At 71.4% G+C, this 23454-nt stretch carries 16 protein-coding genes and 1 pseudogene; 11 read left to right on the top strand and 6 right to left on the bottom strand.

The annotated features are described in order from the left end of the window. Positions 1 to 85: 85 nt before the first annotated feature. Positions 86 to 1147 (top strand): annotated as a pseudogene (locus ACWDUM_RS06590) (acyltransferase family protein); the annotation flags it as partial. A 23-nt stretch (positions 1148 to 1170) separates the two neighbouring features. On the opposite strand, the gene ACWDUM_RS06585 reads toward ACWDUM_RS06590, so the two are convergent. The 4 genes from ACWDUM_RS06585 to ACWDUM_RS06570 form a co-directional block, all read right to left on the bottom strand. Beyond that, a complete protein-coding gene (locus tag ACWDUM_RS06585; RefSeq protein ID WP_450134166.1) occupies positions 1171 to 5565 on the bottom strand; it encodes an alpha-(1->3)-arabinofuranosyltransferase in 4395 nt (1464 codons plus the stop codon). A 58-nt stretch (positions 5566 to 5623) separates the two neighbouring features. Next, the gene (locus tag ACWDUM_RS06580; RefSeq protein ID WP_450112014.1) at positions 5624 to 5794 is read right to left on the bottom strand and encodes a DUF2613 domain-containing protein; all 171 of its coding nucleotides are present in this window, start codon (positions 5792 to 5794) and stop codon (positions 5624 to 5626) included. 86 nt (positions 5795 to 5880) lie between these two features. Beyond that, a complete protein-coding gene (locus ACWDUM_RS06575; RefSeq protein ID WP_450133361.1) occupies positions 5881 to 6963 on the bottom strand; it encodes an isochorismate synthase in 1083 nt (360 codons plus the stop codon). Between the two features lie 12 nt (positions 6964 to 6975). After that, complete coding sequence (locus tag ACWDUM_RS06570) at positions 6976 to 7443, bottom strand: universal stress protein (RefSeq protein WP_450133360.1); 468 nt, start codon at positions 7441 to 7443, stop codon at positions 6976 to 6978. A gap of 275 nt (positions 7444 to 7718) precedes the next feature. Here ACWDUM_RS06570 and ACWDUM_RS06565 point away from each other — a divergent pair, with 275 nt between their 5' ends. Both ACWDUM_RS06565 and ACWDUM_RS06560 read left to right on the top strand, forming a co-directional pair. Next, positions 7719 to 8912 (top strand): glycoside hydrolase family 3 N-terminal domain-containing protein, encoded by a 1194-nt coding sequence (locus ACWDUM_RS06565; protein WP_450133359.1) that lies wholly within the window; start codon positions 7719 to 7721, stop codon positions 8910 to 8912. 129 nt (positions 8913 to 9041) lie between these two features. After that, entirely contained in the window at positions 9042 to 9635 is a 594-nt protein-coding gene (locus ACWDUM_RS06560) for a TetR/AcrR family transcriptional regulator (RefSeq protein WP_450112018.1), read from the top strand. Between the two features lie 91 nt (positions 9636 to 9726). On the opposite strand, the gene ACWDUM_RS06555 is transcribed toward ACWDUM_RS06560, so the two are convergent. Then, positions 9727 to 10611 carry a MaoC/PaaZ C-terminal domain-containing protein gene (locus ACWDUM_RS06555; RefSeq protein ID WP_450112019.1) on the bottom strand — a complete coding sequence of 295 codons (885 nt, stop codon included), beginning with the start codon at positions 10609 to 10611 and terminating at the stop codon, positions 9727 to 9729. Then, the gene (locus tag ACWDUM_RS06550) at positions 10611 to 11957 is read right to left on the bottom strand and encodes a 3-oxoacyl-ACP reductase (RefSeq protein ID WP_450133358.1); all 1347 of its coding nucleotides are present in this window, start codon (positions 11955 to 11957) and stop codon (positions 10611 to 10613) included. Before ACWDUM_RS06550 ends, ACWDUM_RS06555 begins: the two co-directional genes overlap by 1 nt. Before the next feature lie 130 nt (positions 11958 to 12087). On the opposite strand from ACWDUM_RS06550, the gene ACWDUM_RS06545 reads away from it, so the two are divergent. The 8 genes from ACWDUM_RS06545 to ACWDUM_RS06510 all read left to right on the top strand — a co-directional run bounded on the left by ACWDUM_RS06545 (position 12088) and on the right by ACWDUM_RS06510 (position 23426). Beyond that, on the top strand, positions 12088 to 13419 hold the full coding sequence (locus tag ACWDUM_RS06545) for an acetyl-CoA C-acetyltransferase (RefSeq protein ID WP_450133357.1): 1332 nt from the start codon (positions 12088 to 12090) through the stop codon (positions 13417 to 13419). 95 nt (positions 13420 to 13514) lie between these two features. Further along, positions 13515 to 13943: a nitroreductase family deazaflavin-dependent oxidoreductase gene (locus tag ACWDUM_RS06540; protein ID WP_450133356.1), complete on the top strand. Its 429-nt coding sequence runs from the start codon at positions 13515 to 13517 to the stop codon at positions 13941 to 13943. A 79-nt stretch (positions 13944 to 14022) separates the two neighbouring features. After that, positions 14023 to 15018 carry an aldo/keto reductase gene (locus ACWDUM_RS06535; protein ID WP_450133355.1) on the top strand — a complete coding sequence of 332 codons (996 nt, stop codon included), beginning with the start codon at positions 14023 to 14025 and terminating at the stop codon, positions 15016 to 15018. A 614-nt stretch (positions 15019 to 15632) separates the two neighbouring features. Next, on the top strand, positions 15633 to 16574 hold the full coding sequence (locus ACWDUM_RS06530) for a glycoside hydrolase family 19 protein (protein WP_450133354.1): 942 nt from the start codon (positions 15633 to 15635) through the stop codon (positions 16572 to 16574). A 63-nt stretch (positions 16575 to 16637) separates the two neighbouring features. Next, positions 16638 to 17216: a TetR/AcrR family transcriptional regulator gene (locus tag ACWDUM_RS06525; protein ID WP_450133353.1), complete on the top strand. Its 579-nt coding sequence runs from the start codon at positions 16638 to 16640 to the stop codon at positions 17214 to 17216. Continuing rightward, positions 17213 to 18724: a flavin-containing monooxygenase gene (locus tag ACWDUM_RS06520; protein ID WP_450133352.1), complete on the top strand. Its 1512-nt coding sequence runs from the start codon at positions 17213 to 17215 to the stop codon at positions 18722 to 18724. The genes ACWDUM_RS06525 and ACWDUM_RS06520 overlap by 4 nt, the downstream gene beginning before the upstream one ends. Continuing rightward, positions 18721 to 20436, top strand: a complete 1716-nt coding sequence (locus ACWDUM_RS06515) for a GMC oxidoreductase (RefSeq protein ID WP_450133351.1) — start codon at positions 18721 to 18723, stop codon at positions 20434 to 20436. Before ACWDUM_RS06520 ends, ACWDUM_RS06515 begins: the two co-directional genes overlap by 4 nt. Before the next feature lie 359 nt (positions 20437 to 20795). Further along, positions 20796 to 23426: a VanW family protein gene (locus ACWDUM_RS06510; RefSeq protein ID WP_450133350.1), complete on the top strand. Its 2631-nt coding sequence runs from the start codon at positions 20796 to 20798 to the stop codon at positions 23424 to 23426. The last annotated feature ends 28 nt before the right edge of the window (positions 23427 to 23454 follow it).

Raw genomic sequence — 23454 nt, 5'->3', positions numbered from 1 at the left:
TTGCGCTGGCACGCCAGATATTGCACGCGGTACGAAACTCGTCGGTACGTCCGATCTGTCCCACGCCGGGCACACTGGACGCGAAATGGATATCACCGCAGCTCCCACAGCAACCCCGTCGACCGCCCCGCACCTGGCGGCGCGCGGATTCGTCCCCGCGCTCGAGGGCATGCGCGGACTGGCCGCGCTCGGGGTGCTGCTCACCCACGTCGCTTTTCAGACCGGGGCGGTGTCGACACCGGTACTCGGACGGGTGTGGGGGCGATTCGACCTGGCCGTGGCGGTGTTCTTCGCTCTGTCCGGGTTCCTGTTGTGGCGTCCGCATGCCGCGGCCGCGCGGGGCCTCGGCGCCCGTCCCCGAACCGGCCGGTACTTCCTGCACCGCGCGGTCCGCATCCTGCCCGCCTATTGGGTCGTCGTCGTGGTGGTACTGATCTTCCTGCCTGCCGCGGGCGGCGGGTGGAAGGTGTGGGCGGCGAACCTGGGTCTGGTGCAGGTGTTCGTGCCGCTGACACTGACCGATGGCTTGACCCAGATGTGGAGCCTGTCGGTGGAGGTGGCGTTCTATCTGGTGCTGCCGCTGCTGGCGTTTGCTCTGGTCCGGTTGCGCGGCGCGGCGGCGCGGTGGCGGATCCCCGTGCTGCTCACGGCAATGGCGGTGAGCCTGGGCTGGGGATTCCTGCCGATCCCCACCCCCGACGGCATCCACTCCGACAACTGGCTGCCCGGTTACCTGCCGTGGTTCGGCGCCGGGATGCTGCTCGCCGAACTCGTCATGCTTTCGGACGGCCCGGTGCACCGGTTCGCCCGCCGCCGCGGGGTGATGGCCGCGGTCGCGGTGGTCGCGTTCGGGCTCTCCTGCACCGACCTCGCCGGCCCGGAGGGCCTCGTCCGCGCGGCGCCGTGGCAGTACGCGGTGAAGATCGCGCTCGGTGCGGTGCTGGCGTTCGCGCTGCTCGCCCCGGTGGTGCTCGGCGACGGAGTCCGGCACCGGCTGCTCGCGGGCCCGGCCGCGCTGGCGGCCGGGCGCTGGTCGTACGGCGTGTTCATCTGGCACCTGCTGGTGCTGTCCATCGTGTTCCCGGTGTTCGGCATCCTGCCTTTCGACGGGCACTTCGTCTTCGTGCTCGTGGTGACGGTGGTGCTGAGCCTGGCGGTGGCGTCCGCGAGTTACGCGCTGGTCGAGGAGCCGGCGCGCCGCGCCCTGGCCCGGCGGGAGGCCAGGCGGCGTGCGGCGGTCGCTGACAGCGGCACCGCGGACCATCCGACCGCGACGACCGCGACCAGCGCCGTCAGCTGAACCAGCCACGAGTGCCCGACGTAGCCGCCGGGGAACCGCCACGGCCCGGTCGAGAGCAGCGCGGCGCCGACCGCGGTGCCGATCCCCGCGGCGCCGACCAGGACACGGGCCGCGGTCACGGGTCCGCGCGCCCGGCCGATGCCCGCGACCGCGGCGAGGACCGCGACCGCGACCAGCGCGCCGGGCCAGCCGGCCACCACCGTCGCGGTGGCCAGCACGCCCGCGGCCCCGGCAGCGGTGCTGTGCCAGGTGCGCGGCGCAGGCCCGGGATCGCGTCCCGGCCGGCGCCGGGGCCACAGCGCGAACACGAACAGCGGGATCAGCGCGAGCAGTCCGGCGAAGATGCCGAGCCGGTACCAGCGGTCGGTGGGGAACTCGAGGGTGACGGTGCCGTCGGTGCCGGCCGGCACGATCCAGCCCTGCTGCCAGCCGTCCACCACGACCGGGGCCAGTTCGGTGCCGTCCGGGGCGGTGGCGACCCAGCCGATGTTCTGCGACTCCGGGTTCACCAGGAGCCGGTCCTCGGCGCCGGCCGTGACGGTCAGTTCGCGGTGGTTCGCCGTCCAGGCGGTGGTCGACACGGGGTCGAGGCGTTGCGGGGTGGATGTCGGCGCGGCGGCGTCGAGGCGGAGTCCGTCGACGGTGAACGCGGGTCCGGGCGCCACCACCACCGACGGTGATCCCGCGGGCAGCGGAACCGGTGCGGTGGGCTCGGCCGGCCCGAACGGTCCGTCGACCGCGCACACCGTCGCGGGAACGGGTGCGCCGGAACGCAACTGCAGAGCGGTCGCGGAGACGGTGGTGTGCACCACGGACCCGGCGAACGAGACGACCGGGCCGTCCGCGCACCCGACCGTGACGGTGCGGTCACCGGCCGGGACGTCCGAGATTCCGGTGCCCGCGACGGTGACGGTCGCGCCCTCGGCGTCGGTGCCGAGCACGCCGATCTCGGCAAATCCGGGCGGCGCCGGCTGCGCGAAGCCGAGCGCGGTCTGGTCCAGCACGTCGTCCCAGTCGACGATGCTGACCACGATGCGGTCGGTGACCCTCGGGGTCAGTGCGATCCGGTCGCCGTCGGTCAGGTCCCGCACCTGTGGGCCGGCGCCGAGGTCGACGGCGACGCGGGTGGCGCGGGCGGGAAGTGCCCCGGCACTCGGGGTCAGTTCCAGCCCGGAGACCTCCACGGGTGCCGGCAGGGTCAGTGTGATCGTCGGCTTCGGGCCCTTGCCGTCGATGCTGTCGCGGGAGGCGGTCCAGCTGGTCCGCCTGTCGCCGTCGACGGCTGCGGCCGGGGAACTGCGCACGTCCGACACGGCTGCGTCGCCGCTCGCCCGCGGCCGGGCCGGGTCGGCGAGGATCGCCTCGAGTTCGGGGCCCTGGCGCGAGCGGACCAGCAGGCGCGGTGCCACCGCGGTGTCCTGCGGCACTGACAGGGTGCGTTCGAAGACGCCGGGCTCCTCCGGCTGCAGGGCGAGTCCGGGGTGGCAGCGCACCTGGTCCTCCGCCTCGACGCAGGCGGTGCGGCCGGGCAGTTCCTGGCCGAGGTCCCAGCCGAGGACGGTCGCGCCGGCGGGGGTCGGCGGCAGGACGGTGTGGTGCCGGATCGGCACCGTCACCGGATCGTCGCGGTCGGTGAAGTCGTCGACGGACAGCTCGCTGATTCCGAACTGCGTTCCGACGGAACCGTCCTCGGTGTGGGTGGCGGTGATCTTCACCCAGTCGGTGCGGCCCGGCGGCAGCGACACCTTGAGTGGCTCCCCGGGTTCGGAAACCCGGACGGCGGTGCTGCCGTTGGCGGTGGTGACCTCGAGCTGCTTGACGGGCACACCGAGAGCGGCCGCGCTGGTCCGCAGGTGCAGCAGCGCGCTCGTGACCGGCTCGTCGAAGTCGATTCGAAGCCATTGCCCCAGAGCGCTTTCCAGGCCGTTGCTGAACCAGCCGGTGGCCTGGTCGCCGTCCACGACCGCGGCCGGTCCGCTGCCCGGTGCCGTCCCGCCGAGCTGGGTGGCGTCGGCCGCCGAACTCGACACGGTGATCCGGGCACCCTCCCACCGGCCGGTGACCAGCTCCGCTCCGTCGACGGGGTAGTCCGCGACCAGGTTGTGGGTCCGGCGCGCGTCGTCCGGGTCGCGCAGCGCGGAGCTGTGGTTGTCGACCTGCCCGAAGTCGGTCTCCCGGTCGGTGGGGGTGTCGGTGACGGTGACGGTGTCCATCGGCAGTCCGGCGCGGGCGGCGTCCGCGGCAAGCAGCACCGGACCGGCGGGCACCCCGTCTCCGTCCTGCGCGCGCCGGGCCGCCAGCCGTTGGAGCGATTCGGGGCCGCCCTGCACGAACGGGACATCGGCCAGGTCGACGGTGTACGGGCCCGCGGGCGGTGCGGCGGGGTCCGACTCCGGGGCGTCGACCCGGAAGATTTCGATTGCCGGGTAGCGGGGCCGCAGGTCGCCGTCGGCGACGATGCCCTCCACCTCGCCCGGGCCGACGTCCTCCCCGAACGTCGCGACGCGGGTCAGGCCGGGGGAGCCCTCGATCGCCCGGTGCACAAGCAGGGGCCGGGTGGACCGGGACGACTCGGGGTCGAGGTCGTTGCGGACCACGACGAACCGGATGCCCTGCCCGAGCAGGGTCTGCGCGAGCCCGGCGGACGGGCTGCCGTCGGCGATCAGGCGCTGGACGGAGTCGAGGGCGCGGATCGCGCCGGGCGGCACCAGCGGCACCGCGTCGCGGGACGCCCACGGGGTCGACGCGAGGGCCTGCAGGGGCTCGTCCCGGGTCAGGCCCCACACCTGCGCGGCGAACGGCGCCCCCGGCACCACCAGCGCGCGGGCGGCGTCCGACCCGTCGGGTGAGGCGCCGGCGGCGTGGTCGCCGAGCCAGTCGGCGGCCTCGTGCCAGTAGGCGGGGACCTCGTCGTAGGCGCCGCGGGGAGCGAGCTTGCCGGTCCACGCGAGCGACGTCGCGAGCGTGAGCGCGACCAGGATCAGGCTGGTCACCGCCACCATCGGTTCGCGTTCGGGGTGGGCGAACGCGCTGCGCCAGCGTCGCGTCGGCACCGATCCGGGGAGGGGCACCTTCGCCAGCAGGTGTGCGAGGCCGAGCACGAGCGGCAGCCGGACCAGCGGTTCGAGCTTGTGCACGTTGCGCAGCGGCGCGCCGCCGGAGTCCAGGAACGTGCGGACGGTGTCGGCGATCGGTGATCCGAGTTCTCCGACGTAGCCGGCGCCGAGCCCGGCGAGACCGACGAACAGGATCAGCGTCAGCCGGCCCTTCGCGGGCATCGACCGCATCGCCAGGCCGGCCATCCCGGCGGCGGCGAGCGCGCCGGTCGCCACGACGGCGGCGGGCTGCGTGACGAGCACGGCGCCTGCGATCCGTTCGGGGGAGACGAACGGGGTCCAGCTGTCGGTGCCGCGCAGCACCTCGGTCAGGCTGGTCCACTGCGTCGTCACCCCGGACGACTCGATGTAGTCGAGGAACGGCGGACTGACCTTGCCGAGCAGCAGCAGCGGCACGATCCACCACACCGTGGCAACCACGCACAGCGGAAGCCACCACGCGGTGAACACCCACCAGCGCCGGTTCGGCCGGTGCGCGATCCACCACAGGGCGGTCACAAGGCACGCCGCCGCGGTTGCGACGGCGTTCACCGCGCCCATCAGCGCGACCGCGACCGCCGACTGCGCCGCCAGCCGAGGCAGCTGCGCTGCTCGTGCGTGGTTTGCGGGTCCAGCGACCCCCGAACCACGCACGAGCGCCGAAGGCGCCTGCAGGGCCAGGACCACCGGCAGCAGCACCCACGGGGCGAGCATCATCGGCAGCGTCTCGGAGGAGATCGAGCCGAGGGTGGTCAGGACGCGCGGTGAGAGCACGAAGGCGATCGCCGCGATGATGCGGGAGCTGCGGGAGCCGACACCGAGCGCCTCGGCGAGCCGGATGATGCCCCAGAATCCGGCGATGAGCAGCAGTGCCCACCAGATCCGCTGGGTGATCCACGGCGGGACGTGCAGGACGTGTCCGACGCCGAAGAAGGCGCCGTGCGGGAAGAAGTAGCCGTAGGCCTGGTTCTGCACCTGCCCGAGGGGTGCGAGCGACGACCACTGGTGCGACGCCCGCTCGAGGAAGCCGAGCGGGTTCTGCGTCAGGTCGTACTTGGTGTCGGCGACCAGTCGGCCCGGCGCCTGAGCGAATGCGAGCAGAAACGCGACGACCGAGGCGCCGACCAGCCACCGCCGGGTCAGCGGTGCGGTGGTCGGCGTCTCGGTGATCGCGTCGTGGGGGATGGAGATCGGCGAGTGACCCTGCCACTCGCCCTTAGTGGTGCTGTTAACGGCTGCCGTACTCCACCTGGTTCAGCAGCGACGAGTTCGCGTTCCCGGTCCGGTCGATGTCCGGGCGGGTGTTGTCCGAGGCGGCTGCGGTGACGCCGAAGACGGTGGCCAGTCCGAGGACCGCGCCGATCACTGCACTTGCCACACCGGGGACAAGGAACTTCATCTCGGATCTCCCAATTGCTGCTGCCTGACGGAAACGTTCGCGCCAAGGTATCACCCGCCCGGTCCGTTTCGGGGCGGCAGGCGAATTCAGATCGTGATGTCGAGCGCCGACAGCAGGGTGCCGAGCTTGGCGGTGGTCTCGGCCAGTTCGCCCACGGGATCGGACGCGGCGACGATTCCGCCGCCGGCCCAGGCCCGCAACCGGCGTCCGTCGGCGTCGAGTTCGGCGCAGCGGATCGCGACCACCCACACCCCGTCGCCGTCGGCGTCGCACCAGCCCGCGGCGCCGCCGTAGAAGCCGCGCGGCTCCTCCACCTCGCGGATCACGTCCAGTGCGGCTTGCAGTGGGGTGCCGCACACGGCCGGGGTGGGGTGGAGCAGGCGGGCCAGTTCCAGCGCGGTGGGAACGGGGTCACGGAGCAGGCCGCGGATGGGGGTGCCCAGGTGCCACACCTGGCCGGTGCCGATCAGTTGCGGCCGCGGCACCGTCAGCTCGGTGCACAGCGGTGCGAGGACCGCGCGGATGCGGTCGGTGACGAACGCGTGCTCGGCGAGGTTCTTCGCCGACGAGAGCAGACGGTCACCCTCCGCCCTGTCGACGTCGGGGTCGGAGTGGCGGGGCGCGGTGCCCGCGAGCGGAAAGCAGCGGATCTCGCGGCCGACGCGTTCGAGCAGCAGTTCCGGGCTGGCCCCGACCAGTGACCGGCCGATGTACTCGCCCCCCGCGGCAGACAGGTCGACGCCGAAGCCGTTGCCGCCGGGGTCGCGGGCGACCAGCCGCGCCAGCAGCGGCCACGGACGCATCTCGGTGTCGGTCTCGACCACCACCGAGCGGGCAGCGACCACCTTGTCCAGCTCACCGGCCCGCAACCGGGACACCAGCGCGGCAACCCGCTTCCGGTGTTCGTCGGGTGCGGGAATCGTGGCGGTGATCCGTGCGCGGGGCGGCGCGGGCACCGCGTCGGGACGCCACGGACCGGCGTCGAACCGGGCGGTCTCGGGGGCGGTCAGCGCGGCCGGGCCGGCCGGATCGAACGGAAGCGCCCCCACCACGAGCGGGACGTCGCCCGCGGCCAGCGCGTCCACGGCGGCGTCGACGGTGTCGAAGCGCGCCCGGCCTCCCGCGGTGCGCAGGGTCCGGTCGGCGCGGGAGAGGAGGAATCCGTTCACTCGGGTGCGAGGTTATTTGCCGGGCGGGACGATCAGCACCGGCCGGTGGCTGTGCCGCAGCACGTGGTCGGCGACGGAGGACTGCAGCAGCGATTTCAGCCCCGTGGTTCCGCGGGTGCCGGTGACGATGATGTCGGCGTCGAGTTGGTCGGCGACCTCGACGATCGTGGTCCAGACGGTGGTGACGCACTCGATGGTGCGGCCCTCCGCGTTCAGGCCCGCACTGCGCGCCAGGTCGAGGCCCTCGCAGTTGACGGTCTTGGCGTCGGTGAGGGCGATGTCCTCGGTGTCCTCGTCGGGAACCCACTCGGGCTGCATGACCCCCGACAGCCCGGACATCCGGGCGGCCTGGCGCACCATCGGTTCCCACGCGGTGATCACGATCGCGCGGTCGGCGCTGAGGAAACGGCCGGCGTATTCGATTGCGCGCTTGGAATTGTCGGTTCCGTCGTATGCGATGAGTATCAGGTCCGCTGGCATCGAGACCTCCTGGAGTCGGGGGGACGATCCTGCTGTCAGGCTACCCGTCGGGCCGGGGCGAGCGCGGTCGCCGCGGGACGCGTCCGGTCGGCAGGTCCCAGGGCATGTCTCCCAATCCCCGTTTCGGCGCCTCTGGCGCCCAATCGCCGCCCCGTTGCGTTGTCGTCGGCGCCGATACAACAGCGGTATCGGCTTCTCCTCCGCCTTACGGGACGACGATTGCTTCGCCAGATGCATCCGAGAGGGATCAGGAGACACGCCCTAGGCTCGCTGTCATGACCCGCATCTGCTCGTTCCGTGTTCTTCCGCTGCTGCTCGGCCTCGGGCTGGTGGCGGGCTGCGGCGACTCGGGAACCGAGACGACGGCGACGACCCCGGCGGCGGAGTCGGCGGAGACGACCGACCTCACCACGACCTCTGCCCCGCAGAGCAGCGCCGCCGCCGCGCCGCTCACGGGCGCGCCCTGCGGCGCCGACTTCCTGGCCGGGCTGACGCCGCGGCAGCGGCTCGCGCAGCTGCTCAACGTCGGGGTGGCGGGGACCGCCGACGCCGTCGCGGTCGTGCGGGACGAGCAGGTCGGTGGCGTCTTCGTCGGCAGCTGGACCGACGAGACGATGCTGGCGAACCGTCAGGTGCCGCAGGTGCAGGCGGTCGCGAAGGTGCCGGTGATGGTGAGCATCGACGAGGAGGGTGGCCGGGTGTCGCGGGTCGCGGACCTGCTCGGCGAGGACCCCGCACCCCGGACGGTCGCACAGACGATGACACCCGAACAGACCTACGAGATGGCGCTGGAACGGGGCCGCGGCCTGCACGGCCTCGGGATCACCGTCGATTTCGCCCCGGTCGTCGACGTGAGCGACCAGCCCGCGAACTCGGTGATCGGGGACCGGTCGTTCTCCGACGATCCGGACGTGGTGACGCAGTACGCCGGGGAGTACGCCCGCGGCCTGCGCGACGCCGGGGTGCTGCCGGTGATCAAGCACTTCCCGGGCCACGGGTCGGCGTCGGGGGATTCGCACACCGGCGCGGTCACCACCCCGCCCCTGGCGGAGTTGCAGACCCACGACCTGGTGCCATACCGCACGCTCGTCACCACCGGGGTCGGGGTGATGGTCGGGCACCTGGACGTGCCCGGTCTGACCGCGCCGGGGGTGCCTGCGAGCATCAGTCCGGCGGCGATGTCGCTGCTGCGGACCGGCACCGGGTACGGCGCACCGGCTTTCGACGGGCCGATCTTCACCGACGACCTGTCCGGGATGAAGGCGATCACCGACCGGCTCAGTGTGCCGCAGGCCGTCGCGGCGGCTCTGGAGGCGGGCGCGGACGTCGCCCTGTGGTTGACGACGGCCGAGGTGCCGGAGGTTCTCGACCATCTCGAGAGCGAGGTCGCGGCGGGCCGGCTGCCGCAGGCGCAGGTCGATGCGTCGGTGCTGCGGGTGGCGACTGCGAAGGGTGTCGTGCACTGCTGACGGTGGGGCGGTGCACTTCCCTCGCCGCGTGTCGGGGCAGAATGGCAGGTGACCCACCCATTCTTACTCTAGAGTAAGATCGACCCCTGGGGACCGACCACGGTCGGCGCCGCAGACTCTGGAGGAACGATGGCCGGCGGAACCAAACGGCTCCCGCGCGCGGTGCGCGAGCAGCAGATGCTCGACGCCGCCGTCGAGGTGTTCTCCGCCAAGGGCTACCACGACACCTCGATGGACGCGATCGCCGCGGCCGCCGAGATCTCCAAGCCGATGCTGTACCTGTACTACGGCTCGAAGGACGAACTGTTCTCCGCCTGCATCGCCCGTGAGGGGCAGCGGTTCGTCGAGGCCATCACGCCCGCCGCCGACCCCAATCTGACGCCCCGCGAGCAGCTGCGGGCCGCGCTGGTCGGGTTCCTCGGGTTCGTCGGCGAGCACCGGTCGTCCTGGATGGTGCTGTACCGCCAGTCGATGGGGGAGCAGACGTTCGCGACGCAGGTCCGCACCAGCCGTGACCGGCTGATCGAACTGACCGCGAAACTGCTCGAGTCGAGCACCAAGGAGCCCGAGCCCGACACCGATTTCGGCATCATGGCCGTCGCTCTGGTCGGCGCGGGCGAGGCGGTCGCGGACCGCGTCGCCGGCGGCGAGATCGCAGTCGAGAAGGCCGCGGACCTGCTCGAGGCCCTCGCCTGGCGCGGCCTGGCCGGCAAGAAGAAATAGGCCCTCGCCGCTGTTGCCCCCGCCTTCGGGCTGAAGGGCACCCTCGTGCGGTCAGGCCGAACGAAGGTGCCCTTGACCCGGCGGGTCGCCGTCAGCGCAGGGTGGCAGTCAGGTGCGGGTAACCCTTCTTCGGGTGCCGCAACGCGAGGTCCCATCCGCTGCCGGCAGATTCGGCGGAGCTCGCGACCTGCTCGGCGTAGACGTTCACCGTCGCAGGCAGCACCACCGGCTTGCCGAACTTCACGCGGTAGGTCACGGAATCCGGGATGCGACCCTCGACGGCGCCGAGGATCGCGGCGGCGCTCCACATTCCGTGCGCGATGGTGCCCGGGAACCCGAAGGCCTTGGCGCCCAGCGACGAGACGTGGATGGGGTTGCGGTCCCCGGAGACCGCGGCGTAGCGGCTGACGGTCTTCTGGTCCACCCGCAGGGTGCGCATCGGCCGCGGCGGTGTCTCGTCCTCGTGCTCGGTCTTCGGTTCCTTGGGTGCGTCGGTGGCATGCATCTTCAGGAAGGTGCTGACCTGGCGCCACACCAGTTCACGCCCCACCGAGACCTCGCTGACGAGGTCGACCTGGGTTCCCTTCGCATGCGGGCGCAGGTTCTCGGCGTGCACCGCGATGTCGAGCGGCTCGCTCACCGAGATCGGCCGCAGCTGCTCGATCACGTTGTCGATGTGCACGGAACCGATTGCCGGGAAAGGGAACTCGCGTGAGGTGAGCAGACGCATCACGGTCGGGAACACGAGGGTGAACGGATACGTGATCGGCAGCGTGTCGCCGAACCGCAGCCCGCACACCTTCGCGTACGCGGCCAGGTTGTCATGGTCGACTCGCAGGCCCGACAGTGCCAGCGTCTGTTTCGGCAGGCTCCGGCGCCCGGACGGCTTCGCGAACGGTAGCGCGCTCACAGCGGCGCGCACGTAGTTGTCGAGGGCGCCCGGCTGGTGTGTGAGTTCGACTGTGCGACCGGTCATCACGCCCCCAGCAGGGACTGGCCGCAGACCCGGACGATCTGACCGGTGACGGCGTTCGACGCGGGGCTGGCGAAGTACGCGACCGTCTCGGCCACGTCGACGGTCTGCCCGCCCTGCAGCAGCGAGGACATCCGGCGGCCGGCCTCGCGGGTCGCGAACGGGATCGCCGCGGTCATCGCCGTCTCGATGAAGCCGGGCGCGACGGCGTTGATGGTGATGTTCTTCTCCGCCAGCACCGGCGCGGTGGCCTGCACCAGGCCGATGACACCGGCCTTGGAGGTGCCGTAGTTGGTCTGGCCGCGATTGCCCGCGATGCCGGCGATGGAGGACACGTCGATCACGCGGCCTCCCTCCTTGAGCGCGCCCTTCGCGACGAGGTGGTCGGTGATCTTCTGCGGCGCAAGCAGGTTCACGCCGATCACCATGTTCCAGCGTGCCTCGTCCATGTTGGCGAGGGTCTTGTCCCGGGTGATGCCTGCGTTGTGGACGATGATGTCCGCGCCGCCGTGCCGCTCGAGCAGGTGGGTGGCGAGCGTGTCGGCGGCGTCCGCGGCGGTGACGTCGAGTGCGAGGGACGTGCCGCCGACCTTGTTCGCGGTCTCGGACAGCGCCTCGCCTGCGGCGGGGATGTCCGCGCACACCACGTGCGCGCCGTCGCGGGACAGCACTTCGGCGATTGTCGCGCCGATGCCGCGGGCGGCGCCGGTGACGACGGCGACCTTGCCGTCGAGGGGCTTCTCCCAGGACTGCGGCGCCGTCGCGTCGGCGCCGCCGATCCGGATGACCTGGCCGGAGACGAATGCGGACTTGGCCGAGAGCAGGAAGCGCAGGGTGGACTCGACCCCGGACAGCCCGGCGGACGCCTTCGGGGAGACGTACACGAGCTGGGCGGTGGCGCCGCGCTTGATCTCCTTGCCGATGCTGCGGGTGAAGCCCTCGAGTGCACGCTGGGCGATGTGCTCGTCGACGCCGCCGGTCTCTTCGGGGGTGGTGCCCAGGACGACGACGCGGGCGCACGGCGCGAGATTGCGGATCACCGGCTGGTAGAACTCGAACAGCTGCACCAGGTCGGTGACCTGGGAGATGCCGGTGGCGTCGAAGACGAGGGCGCCGTGGCGGTCGTCGTGCGGCTGCGAGGCGGGGTAGTCGGAGAGCAGTTCGCGCAGTGGCTCGACGAGGCGGCCGTGGCCGCCGATGAGGATCGGGCCCGCCAGGGCGGGCTCGCCCGCCTTGTAGCGGCGCAGGTGCTCCGGCTGCGGCAGCCCGGCCTGCTTGGCGATGAACGCGCCCGGCGCGGAGTTGAGGAACTGGGAGTAGAGGTCGGGAGCGCCCTTGCTGGCTGCCACGGTCCACCTTCTTGGTCGGTATTTCGTGCACCCGGGCACCGGGTGCGGTGTCGACAATGAACTTACTCTGAAGTAAGTTTGGTGTCGAGGCACAGCCTCGACATCGAGACCTCGTCCAGATGGAGACACCGTGACCACCAGAGCGCGTTCCACCAAGAAGCCGGCCGCCGCGTCCACCGGCGGGCGCGGGCTTCGCCCCGTCGCCATCGTCGGCGGCAACCGTATCCCGTTCGCGCGTTCGGACAAGGCGTACGCGCAGGCGTCCAACCAGGACATGTTCACCGCCACGCTGGACGGCCTGGTCAGCCGGTTCAACCTGCAGGGCGAGCGGCTCGGCATGGTCGTCGGCGGCGCGGTGCTCAAGCACAGCCGTGACTTCAACCTGATCCGCGAGTCCGTGCTCGGCAGCGCACTGAGTCCGTACACCCCCGCGTACGACCTGCAGCAGGCGTGCGGCACCGGTCTGCAGTCGGTCATCGCGGTCGGCGACGCGATCGCGGCCGGCCGCATCGACGCCGGTGTCGGCGGCGGCAGCGACACCACCTCCGACGCCCCGATCGGGGTGAACAACGAACTGCGCGAGTTCCTGCTCTCGGTCAACCGCGCCCGGACCACCGCGGACCGCGTCAAGCTGCTCGGACACGTCCGCCCGTCCATGGTCGGCATCGAGATCCCCCGCAACGGCGAGCCGCGGACCGGGCTGTCGATGGGCGAGCACGCCGCGATCACCGCCAAGGAGTTCGGCGTCCGCCGCGAGGACCAGGACGAGCTGGCCGCCGCCAGCCACAAGAACATGGCCGCCGCGTACGACCGCGGCTTCTTCGACGACCTGGTCACCCCGTTCCTCGGCCTGACCCGCGACGACAACCTGCGCCCCGGGTCGACGGTGGAGAAGCTGGCGACACTCAAGCCGGTGTTCGGCACCAAGCTCGGCGACGCGACGATGACGGCCGGCAACTCCACCCCGCTCACCGACGGCGCCTCGGCGGTGCTGCTGTCCACCGACGAGTGGGCCGCGCAGCGCAACCTGCCGGTGCTCGCGCACCTGGTGGACTCGGAGACCGCGGCCGTCGACTACGTGCACGGAGACGACGGACTGCTGATGGCGCCCACCTACGCGGTGCCGCGGCTGCTCGCCCGAAACGGACTGACGCTGCAGGACTTCGACTACTACGAGATCCACGAGGCGTTCGCCTCGGTCGTCCTCGCGACCCTGCAGGCGTGGGAGTCGGACGAGTACTGCAAGGAGCGGCTCGGTCTCGACGGCGCGCTCGGCAAGATCGACCGCAGCAAGCTCAACGTCAACGGCTCCTCGCTCGCGGCCGGACATCCGTTCGCCGCGACCGGTGGACGCATCGTGGCCTCGCTGGCAAAGATGTTGGCGGAGAAGGGATCCGGCCGCGGTCTGATCTCCATCTGCGCGGCAGGCGGGCAGGGCGTCACCGCGATCATCGAGCGGTAGCCGCGCGGAACCCGGCGGGGCGGCACCTGGACGACGGTGCCGCCCCGCCGCCGTGTGTCTCGCGAATGCGGGCCGGCTGGACGACGATGGACGTCATGAGTGACAACGACGACTGGAACACGAAGATCATCGCCGAGTTCCGGGCCAACGAGGGCCGGGTCGGCGGGCAGTTCGAGGGCGCGCCGCTGGTGTTGCTCCATCACCGTGGTCGCAAGAGCGGCCGCCACGTGGTGAATCCGGTGATGTACCTGCCCGACAACCAGGACCCGGACACGATCTATGTCTTCGCCACCTTGGCGGGTGCTCCGAAGAACCCGGCCTGGTATTTCAACGTGACCGCGGCGGGCGAAGCCGAGATCGAGCGCGGTACCGAGACGTACCGGGTGACCGTCACCGAGGTGACCGGCCCGGACCGCGACCGCATCTACGCCGAGCAGGCCGGGCGCTACCCGGGATTCGCCGAGTACGAGCAGCGGACCAGGGGCGTCCGCACCATTCCGGTGCTGGCGCTGCGGCGGATCTGACCCGGTGCGCGGCGGTTCGCTGCGATCACGCTGATTTCAGACCGTGCGTTCCGGTGCGCGGTGGGTGAGGATGCGAACCATGACTGTTCGCACCTTTGCACTCGCCGACGGACTCGAGGTCAGCGCCCAGGGTTACGGCGCCATGTCGGTCGCCCCGGTCTACGGTCCGGTGGACCCGGCGCAGGCCCTCGCCACACTTCACCACTCGATCGACATCGGCGTCACCTTCCTCGACACCGCCAACGTGTACGGGGAGGGTGCGAGCGAGAAGGCCGTCGGTGAGGTGCTGCGCACCCGGCGCGACGAGGTGCAGTTGGCCACCAAGTTCGGTCTCGTCGGTAACGTCGCCGCCGGACAGCGGGGGATCGACGGGCGGCCCGAGCATGTCGCGGGCTTCCTGGACGCGTCGCTGAGCCGCCTCGGTGTCGACAGCGTCGATCTCTACTACCTGCATCGGGTCGATCCGAACGTTCCGATCGAGGAGACGGTCGGCGCGATGGCGGAGCTGGTGGCCGCGGGCAAGGTGCGGCACCTTGGTCTGTCGGAGGCGACGGGCGACGAACTGCGCCGGGCGCACGCGGTCCACCCGATCGCCGCGATCCAGAGCGAGTGGAGCGTGTGGAGCAGGGACGTCGAGCGCAACGTCGTCCCGACCGCGGCTGAACTCGGGGTCGGATTCGTGCCCTACTCGCCGGTCGGCCGTGGCTTCCTCACCGGGACCTACGACCCGGCCGCCCTCGGTGCGTCCGACCTGCGCCGCCGGTTCCCCCGATTCGATGCCGACGCGCTCGCCGGCAATGCGAAGGTGCTCGAGGTGATCGGCGAGGTGGCCCGCGAGTCCGACGCGACGCCCGCCCAGGTGGTGCTGGCCTGGCTCTACGCCAAGGGCCGCGAGTTCGCGCTGCCGGTCGTGCCGATCCCGGGCACGCGTTTCGCCGCCCGGGTCGAGGAGAACGCCGCGGCGGTGGAACTCGACCTCCCCGCGGACCGTGTCGCGCGGCTCGACGAACTGGCCGCGATCACCGTCGGGGCGCGTTCGGCGGACCCGAGTTGGGTGTCCCTCGGCAGGGAGTAGGACGTCTGCCGGGATCGTCTGAGCTTTCCGGGCCTGCGGCCGTCGGTCGCGGGCCCGGAATGTGTCACGGGCCCGCGACCGACGTCTCGTCGAAGGTCACGGCCATCCGTGGGCGTTGTGTTGTGTAGATCACGAAGTGGTCAACGAGCCCCGCATCGACGGCCTGCCCGCTCGGCGGTGCGTCTTCGGGGGCAACCGACGCGGAATGCGTGGGCGTGGGCGGTCGGAGAAGGCGATCCTCCCGCCCCTCCTCGTTGCGTCGGGGTGCCTGTCTTCGGTCGAATGACCTTGCAGTACAGTGTGATCGGCTCTGGATCTGGTTGCCGGTCTCGTCCGATTCGCGTCGGATACCGACCGGTGTGGCGGTGGCGGAGTGCGGTCGTGTTTGTCGGGGCGTGCAGCTGCGAATCGACAGCGAATGTGAGCCCGGACTTTTATACATTGTCAATGTGACCCTGCTCACTATTCATTGAAAATCCTTTCACCTGCAGCGTTACCTGGTCGTGACCTTTTCGCTGCGTGATGGTGACTCGCGAGGGCCGAAGCCGCCCTGTGTGACACCCGCGCCCGTTCGGAGGCCGAAACCGCACTCGGCCGAATCTGGAGCACGACCAATGTTCGTTTCGAATGCGCGGTCCTTCGTCCGCACGCGCCACTTCGGCGCCGCCCTCGCCGCCGCGTCGGTGATCGCAACCGCGGCCGCGGTCGTCGGCACCGGCGACGGCCCCGTCGCCAACGCCGACGCCGTCGCCTCCGTGACGGTCGGATACCGCGAGTCCGGTGACCTGTTCGCGCACCTGGAGCTCCCGGGGCTGACCGCTGCCGGGTCGGCGTCCACGCCGGGGGGGACGCCGGCGGCCGAGGGTGAGGCCGAGCCTGCGTCCGGTGAGTGGCTCGCGTCGGCGTCCGCGGGGTGGGTGCAGACGAAGTCCACGCCCGCGGAGGAGCAGGCCACCGTCGAGCTGGCCTCCGCACCCGTTCCGGCGGAACCGGCCCCGGCCCCGGCGCCGCCGCCTCCGCCGCCGCTCGCGGTCACCCCGGATGAGTTCGCACGGATCGTGCCCGGCATCTCGGGTGAGAAGATCGCGCAGTACATCCTCCCGCTCAACGACGCGATGGCGCACGGTGGCATCGACAACCCGGTCCGTCAGGCGGCGTTCATCGCGCAGCTCGCCGTCGAGTCCGACGGGTTCCGCACCTTCGAGGAGTACGCCTCCGGGCGCGCCTACGAGGGCCGGGCCGACCTCGGCAACACTCAGCCGGGGGATGGTGAGCGGTACAAGGGGCGTGGTGCCATCCAGATCACCGGCCGCCACAACTACGAGAAGGTGAGCCAGTACACCGGCATCGACTTCGTCGCGCACCCCGAACTGCTGGCGGCGCCGGAGAACGCGTTCACCACCGCGGCGTGGTACTGGACGTCGCGCAACCTCAACCAGGTTGCGGACACCGCGGGGATCGTCCGGGTGTCCGAGCTCGTCAACGGCGGCCATCACGCCCTCACCCGGCGCATCGAGGACTTCCAGCGTGGACTGGACGTGCTGATCCGCCCCTAGGGGCGCCGGAATCGGTTCGAAGATTTACAGACAGTCCGGACTGTTTGTTGCTATCGTGCCGGTGTGACCCAGGACACGGAACTTCCGACACGGACGCAGGCGCAACGCAGCGCGCACACCCGCCAGAGGCTGCTCGACGCGACGATCGAGTCGCTTGTCGAGCTGGGCTACGCCGGCACCAGCACCCAGGGCATCGCCCGGCGGGCCGGGGTGTCCCGCGGGGCGCAGCTACACCAGTTCCCGACCAAGGTCTCCCTCGTGGTCGCCGCGGTGGAGTACCTGGTGGAGAAGCGGCTCGCCGAGATCCTCGCCACCCGACCCGCGCCGGAACGCGGACTCGAAGTGCTCGTCGACGCCTTCTCGGGTCCGCTGTTCTACGCGGCTCTCGAACTGTGGGTCGCCGCGCGCACCGATCGCGAACTGTTCGAGGCGATGGTGCCGCTCGAGCGGGTCGTCAGCGACGCGCTGACCGGCGGGGCCACCGAGGTGATGGGCGAACGATTCGGACCCGACGGGATCGAGCTGAGCATCGAATTGGCCCGTGGCTTCGCGGTGTCCGCGTTGTTCCGGACCCCGGCCGAGGAATCCGAGCGCCGGGCGCGCCTGTTGCCGGCGTGGGAGGCGATGGTGACCGGGCGATGAGCACCACGACCGCATTGACCGAACTTCCCTCGCACACCCGCGTTCTCGTCGTCGGAACCGGGTTCGGCGGACTCGCCGCGGCGGCCGACCTGGTCCGCGGCGGCCGGGCCGCGGACGTGGTGGTCGTCGAGCGCGCCGGCGAGGTCGGCGGCACCTGGCGGGAGAACACCTACCCCGGCTGCGCCTGCGATGTGCCGACGACGCTGTACTCGTTGTCCTTCGCGCCCAGCCCGAAGTGGAGTCACACCTTCGCCGAACAGCCGGAGATCTTCGACTATCTCAAGGACGTGGCCACCCGCAGTGGCGTCCGGGCACGCACGGTGTTCGACTGTGAACTCCAGGAAGCGCACTGGGACCAGGCGGCCGCGCTCTGGCGGATACGGACCAGCCGCGGTGAGGTCACCGCCGAGGTCCTGATCGCTGCGACAGGTGCGCTCTCGGCACCGAACCTGCCGGACATCGAGGGCCTGGACTCGTTCCGGGGCACGGTGTTCCACTCGGCATCGTGGAACCACGATCACGACCTGACCGGCGAGCGGGTCGCGGTGGTCGGGACCGGCGCGTCGGCGGTGCAGTTCGTCCCGCAGATCGTCGACCGCACACAGCGGCTGACCGTGTTCCAGCGCACCGCGTCCTGGGTGATCCCCCGGTTCAACCGCACCCGCGGGCCGGCGGAGAAGGGCCTGTACCGCCGATTTCCGTTGACGCAGAAGCTCGTCCGCGGTCTCGTGTACGCCCTGCGTGAGGGTTTCGTCGTCGTGTTCGCCTACCTGACCTGGCTGCTGCCACTGTTCGCGCTGGTGTCCAAGGCGCAGTTGCGGGCCCAGGTGTCGGACCCGACGCTGAGACGCCACCTGACGCCGACGTTCACCATCGGTTGCAAGCGGATGCTGCTGTCCAACGACTGGCTGGCCACCCTCGACCGCGACGACGTCGACGTGGTGCCGTCCGGGCTGATGCGAGTGACGCCCACCGGGGTGATCGGGGCGGACGGCGTCGAGCACGAGGTGGACACCATCATCTTCGGCACCGGGTTCACCCCGACCGAACCGCCGATCGCACGGATGCTGCGCGGCGCCGACGGCCGCACCCTGGCCGAGCACTGGGACGGGAGCCCCAGTGCGCATCGCGGAATGACGGTTCACGGGTTCCCGAACCTGTTCCTGATGTACGGGCCCAACACGAACCTCGGGCACAGTTCGATCGTCTACATGCTCGAGAGCCAGTCCACGTACGTCCGAGCGGCCCTGGCGCACATGCGTACCCGCGGTCTGTCCGCACTGGAGGTGTCGGCGCGGGCGCAGGAGGACTACAGCGCCCGAATCGGCGAGGCCCTCGGATCGACGGTGTGGAACCGGGGCGGCTGCAAGAGCTGGTACATGGACAGGCGCGGTCGCAACTCGGTGATGTGGCCGACCTTCACCTGGCGGTACCGGGCGCAGATGCTCCGGTTCGATGCCGAGAACTACCGCACGGTGGCGCGCACGGATGCCGAGGATGCGGCGTGAGTGCCGAGCGTGACTACGACGTGATCGTGGTCGGCTCCGGGTTCGGAGGCAGTGTCGCGGCGCTGCGACTGACGGAGAAGGGCTACCGGGTCGGCGTCCTCGAGGCGGGGCGCAGGTTTGCCGACGACGAGCTGCCCGAGACCAGCTGGAGGATGCGGAGATACCTGTGGGCGCCGGCCCTCGGCTGCTACGGCATCCAACGGATCCACCTACTCGCGGACGTGCTCGTGATGGCCGGGGCGGGGGTCGGTGGTGGGTCGCTGAACTACGCCAACACCCTGTACCGGCCGCCGCGGCCGTTCTTCGACGACCCGCAGTGGGGCCACATCACCGACTGGGAGGCCGAGCTCGACCCGCACTACCGGCAGGCCGCGCGGATGCTCGGGGTGGTCACCTATCCCGGCTTCACTTCGGCGGACCGCATCGTCCGGCAGGTCGCGGACGAGATGGGCGTGGGGGACACGTTCACCGCCACCCCGGTCGGCGTGTTCTTCGGTGAGCCGGGCCGGACGAAAGCGGATCCGTTCTTCGGCGGCGCCGGACCGGAACGCACTGGCTGCACCGAATGCGGCGCCTGCATGACCGGCTGCCGTGTCGGCGCGAAGAACACCCTGGTGAAGAACTACCTGTATCTCGCCGAGAAGGCAGGGGCGCAAATCCGTCCGTTGACCACGGTCACGGGTCTGGACCCGCTGCCCGGCGGCGGATTCGCCGTGCACACCCGGCGCACCGACGGGGTGCGCCGCCGCACCCGGACCCTGACCGCGGACCAGGTGGTCGTCGCCGCGGGCACCTACGGCACCCAGCGGCTGCTGCTGGGCACCCGCGACACGCTGCCCGGGCTCTCGGCCCGGCTCGGCACCCAGGTCCGCACCAACTCGGAGGCGGTACTGGCGGCCACCGCGCGTCGTCCCGCGGGGTACCACCGCGGTGTGGCCATCACCTCGTCGTTCCACCCCGACGGTCGCACCCATGTCGAACCGGTCCGATACGGCAAGGGCAGCAACGCGATCGGGCTCCTGCAGACCCTGCTCGTCGACGGGGGCGGGCGGCTGCCGCGACCCGTCAAGGCGCTCGCGGCGATCGCCCGTCACCCGATCGCGTTCGTCCGCGGCCTGTCGGTGCGCCACTGGTCCGAGCGGACCGTGATCGCGCTCGTGATGCAGACCGGGGACAACTCCCTCGAGCTCGGCGTCCGTCGGGGGCGTCGCGGTCGCGTCCGCCTGGTCAGCCGGCGTGGCCCGGGAGATGCGCCGCCGACCTGGATTCCGCAGGGGCACGAGGTGATCCGCTCGGTGGCCGACAAGATCGGCGGCGACCCGGGAGGATCGCTGGCCGACCTGGCGAACATTCCGATGACCGCGCACTTTCTCGGTGGATGCCCGATCGGGGAATCCGTCGAGACCGGCGTCGTCGACCCCTACCAGCGCGTCCACGGTCAGCCCGGGCTGCACGTTGCGGACGGGTCGGTGGTCAGCGCCAATCTCGGGGTCAATCCGTCGCTGACGATCACCGCTCTGGCCGAGCGCGCCTTCTCGCTGTGGCCCAACCGGGACGAACCGGACCCGCGTCCGCCGCTCGGGTCGTCGTATCGCCGCGTCGACCCCACCCCGCCGCTCCACCCGGCGGTACCCGGGCACGCGCCGGCCGCCCTCGTCCTGCCCACACCCGTGATCCGACCGAACGAGAGTGTCGATCCGCGCGGAACGTGACATCACACGCGGGTGGCGCGGGCCCACGCGGGATCCGCCCGGCGTGCGGCCCGGCCGTCCGTGGGCGACACCGGGTTGTTTGGCCAGCTCATTGTGGGGTTTCTGGGATCGATCACAACTTTTCACAACTTTTTTCTGATTGTGTGTAACGCCCTGTTGTGGAGGGTCGATAGTCAGGTCGTCCCGCGTTGCAGCCAGACCCCCGACCCGGTTGCAGCGCGGGACACCTTTGTCTCTGGCCGTCTCGAGACCGTCGCCTTGTGACCTCCACCGAAAGGCGGCCCGGTTCGCCCCCGCTACCCTGGACGTTCGAAGCGGGTCCTGGCCCAGCGGAACGACACGACCGGGAGGGCCTCGACATGACCGGAGGAACCGACAAGCGCTCGGGTGCGGAGCGGGGAGCCGCGCTGCCCGACGAGCCCGCGCACCTGGCGGTTGACGAGTCCGCCGTCGTCGAAGAGCGCACCGAGACCCCCGTCGCCGAGGACGCCCAGGAGACGGTGGCCATCGACACCACGGCCGCCGCGGTCGAGCCCGACGTCCCGGGCCCCGCGGTCGAGCCCACCGCCCCCGACTCCGTTGCCCCCGCCTCCGCCGTCGCCGAGGACCCTGCCGCCGAGGACGCCGCCGCGGACACGGCGGCCGTCGACCCCCCGGGCTCCGCGGTCGAGCCGGACACCACGGGCTCCGTGGTCGCCGAGGAGACGGTGGCCATCGACACCACGGCCATCGCGGAGCCCGACGCCCCGGGACCCGCGGTCGAGCCCGCCGCTTCCGTCGCCCCCGACTCCGCCGTCGCCGAGGACGCCGCCGCAGACACGGTGGCCATCGACCTCACCGCGGCCGAGCAGCCCGTGGCAACCGAGTACGTGCGCCCGGAGGACGTGCCGACCACGGTCCTGCCCAAGGTGACCCTGCCCCCTACCGCCGCACCGGGACCCGGCGCGGTGCCGCCGTCGGACGTGTCGCCCCCGCGCGAGCAGCCCGCCGGGCCGCGGCCGAAGCAGCCCACCGCGGCGAGGTCGAGCGCCGCTGCCGCACCGGTCTCGGTGCAGCCGCCGTCCGGCGTGCCGTCGGCACCGGCCGAGCCGTCCTCCAACCCGGCCGAGCCCACCCCGACCGCAGGTTCCCGCGGCGGACGCCGTGTCGTGATCGCCGCGGCGGCCGGGGTGCTGACGGCCGGTGCGATCTGGTACGCCGCGGACCTGGCGCTTTCCTCGGATCGGGTGCCGCGGGGCGTGACCGTCGCCGGCGTCGATGTCGGCGGGAAGTCCCACGCCGAGGCCGAATCCGTGCTGCGGGCCGCGATCGACCCGCGCGCACAGCAGTCGGTGCCGGTGCGAGCGGGCGACGTGACGACCGAAGTGGTGCCCGCCGCAGCCGGTCTCGCCGTCGACTGGTCCGCCACCCTGGACCGCGCGGGTGACCAGCCGCTGAACCCGATCACCCGGCTGACCTCACTGTTCACGCACCGCGAGGTCGGGGTCGCCTCGACGCGCGACGAGGCCGCCCTCGCCGCCGCGGTCGAAGGGCTGCGCCCCCGAACGGACCGTGCGCCCGTCGAGGGAGCCGTCGTGTTCGACGGGGTCACGCCGGTCGCGGTGTCACCGTTGCAGGGGCAGACGCTCGACTCGGCCGGCGCGGCGGAGGCGCTCGCCGACGGCTGGGCCGCGTCCGGTGGTGTCGAGGTTCCGGTCACGACCACGCCGGTCTCGGTCACGCAGTCCGGCGTCGAGCGGGCACTGCGCGACGTCGCGACCCCGGCGGCGTCCGCGGACCTGGTGATCACCGGTCGCGACGGCGGCACCGCGGTCCTCACCCGGGACCGGATCGGGTCGGTGCTCACGTTCGCCCCGGACGGCAACGGGGGTCTCGCGCCGCAATACAACGTGGACGCGGCGATCGGCGTGCTCGGCCCGCAACTGGCCGGCACCGAGGTCAAGCCGAAGGATGCGTCGTTCAGCCTGTCCGGCGGGGCACCGAAGGTGGTACCGGCGGTGAGCGGCGAGATGATCGAGTGGCACAAGACCCTCGAGTCGCTGCCCGCGCGGCTCACCGAGTCCGGGCCGCGCACCCTCGACGCCGTGTACGAGCCGAAGCAGCCCGAACTGACCACCGAGGCCGCGAACAAGCTGGGCATCACCGAGGTGATCGCCGAGTACACGACCGGGGGCTTCGAATACGCGTCCGGCGTGAACATCCGGCTGGCCGCGAGCGAGATCGACGGTGCGTTGGTCAAACCGCGCGCGACGTTCTCGCTCAACGACTACACGGGTCCGCGCGGCTCCGCGCAGGGCTACGTCGAGTCCGGGATCATCAACAACGGCCGTCCGGACAAGGCCGTCGGTGGCGGCATCAGTCAGCTCGCGACGACGTTGTACAACGCCTCCTACTTCGCGGGCATGGAGGACGCCGGCCACACCGAGCACAGCTACTACATTTCGCGGTACCCCGAGGCGCGGGAGGCCACGGTGTACGAGGGCGCGATCGACCTGAAGTTCACGAACAACACGGACACCGGTGTGCTCATCGAGACGATCGGCACCAGCTCCAACATCACGGTCCGGCTGTGGGGAACCAAGACCGTTGACGTCGAATCGATCACCGGTGAGCGCTATGCCCACACGTCCCCGAACACGGTGACGTTGCCGGCCGGCGCCGGCTGCATCGCGTCGTCGGGTGCGCAGGGGTTCACCACCTCGGACACCCGCGTCATCAGCGACCACGCGTCGGGTCGGGAGCTGTCCCGCAACACCCGGACCGTGAAGTACGACCCGGTGCCGATCGTCCGCTGCGTCAGCGCGGAACCCGCTCCCGCCGCTGCGGCTCCCGCTCCTGCCGCTGCACCCGCCGCTGCTCCCGCTGCCGCCGCTCCCGCTGCCGCCGCTCCCGCTGCCGCCGCTCCCGCCACTGCCCGTCCCGCCGCCGCCCGTCCCGCCGCGTCCGAGGACGAGTCGGACGAGTCCGGGGAGGAGTCGGAAGACGAGTGACGGCCGGGCCGGCGCGATCCTCGTGATC

Source organism: Rhodococcus sp. NPDC003322 (assembly GCF_053589555.1).
The sequence above is the reverse complement of the archived record's forward strand: the minus strand, read 5'-3'. Positions and strand labels throughout refer to the sequence as shown.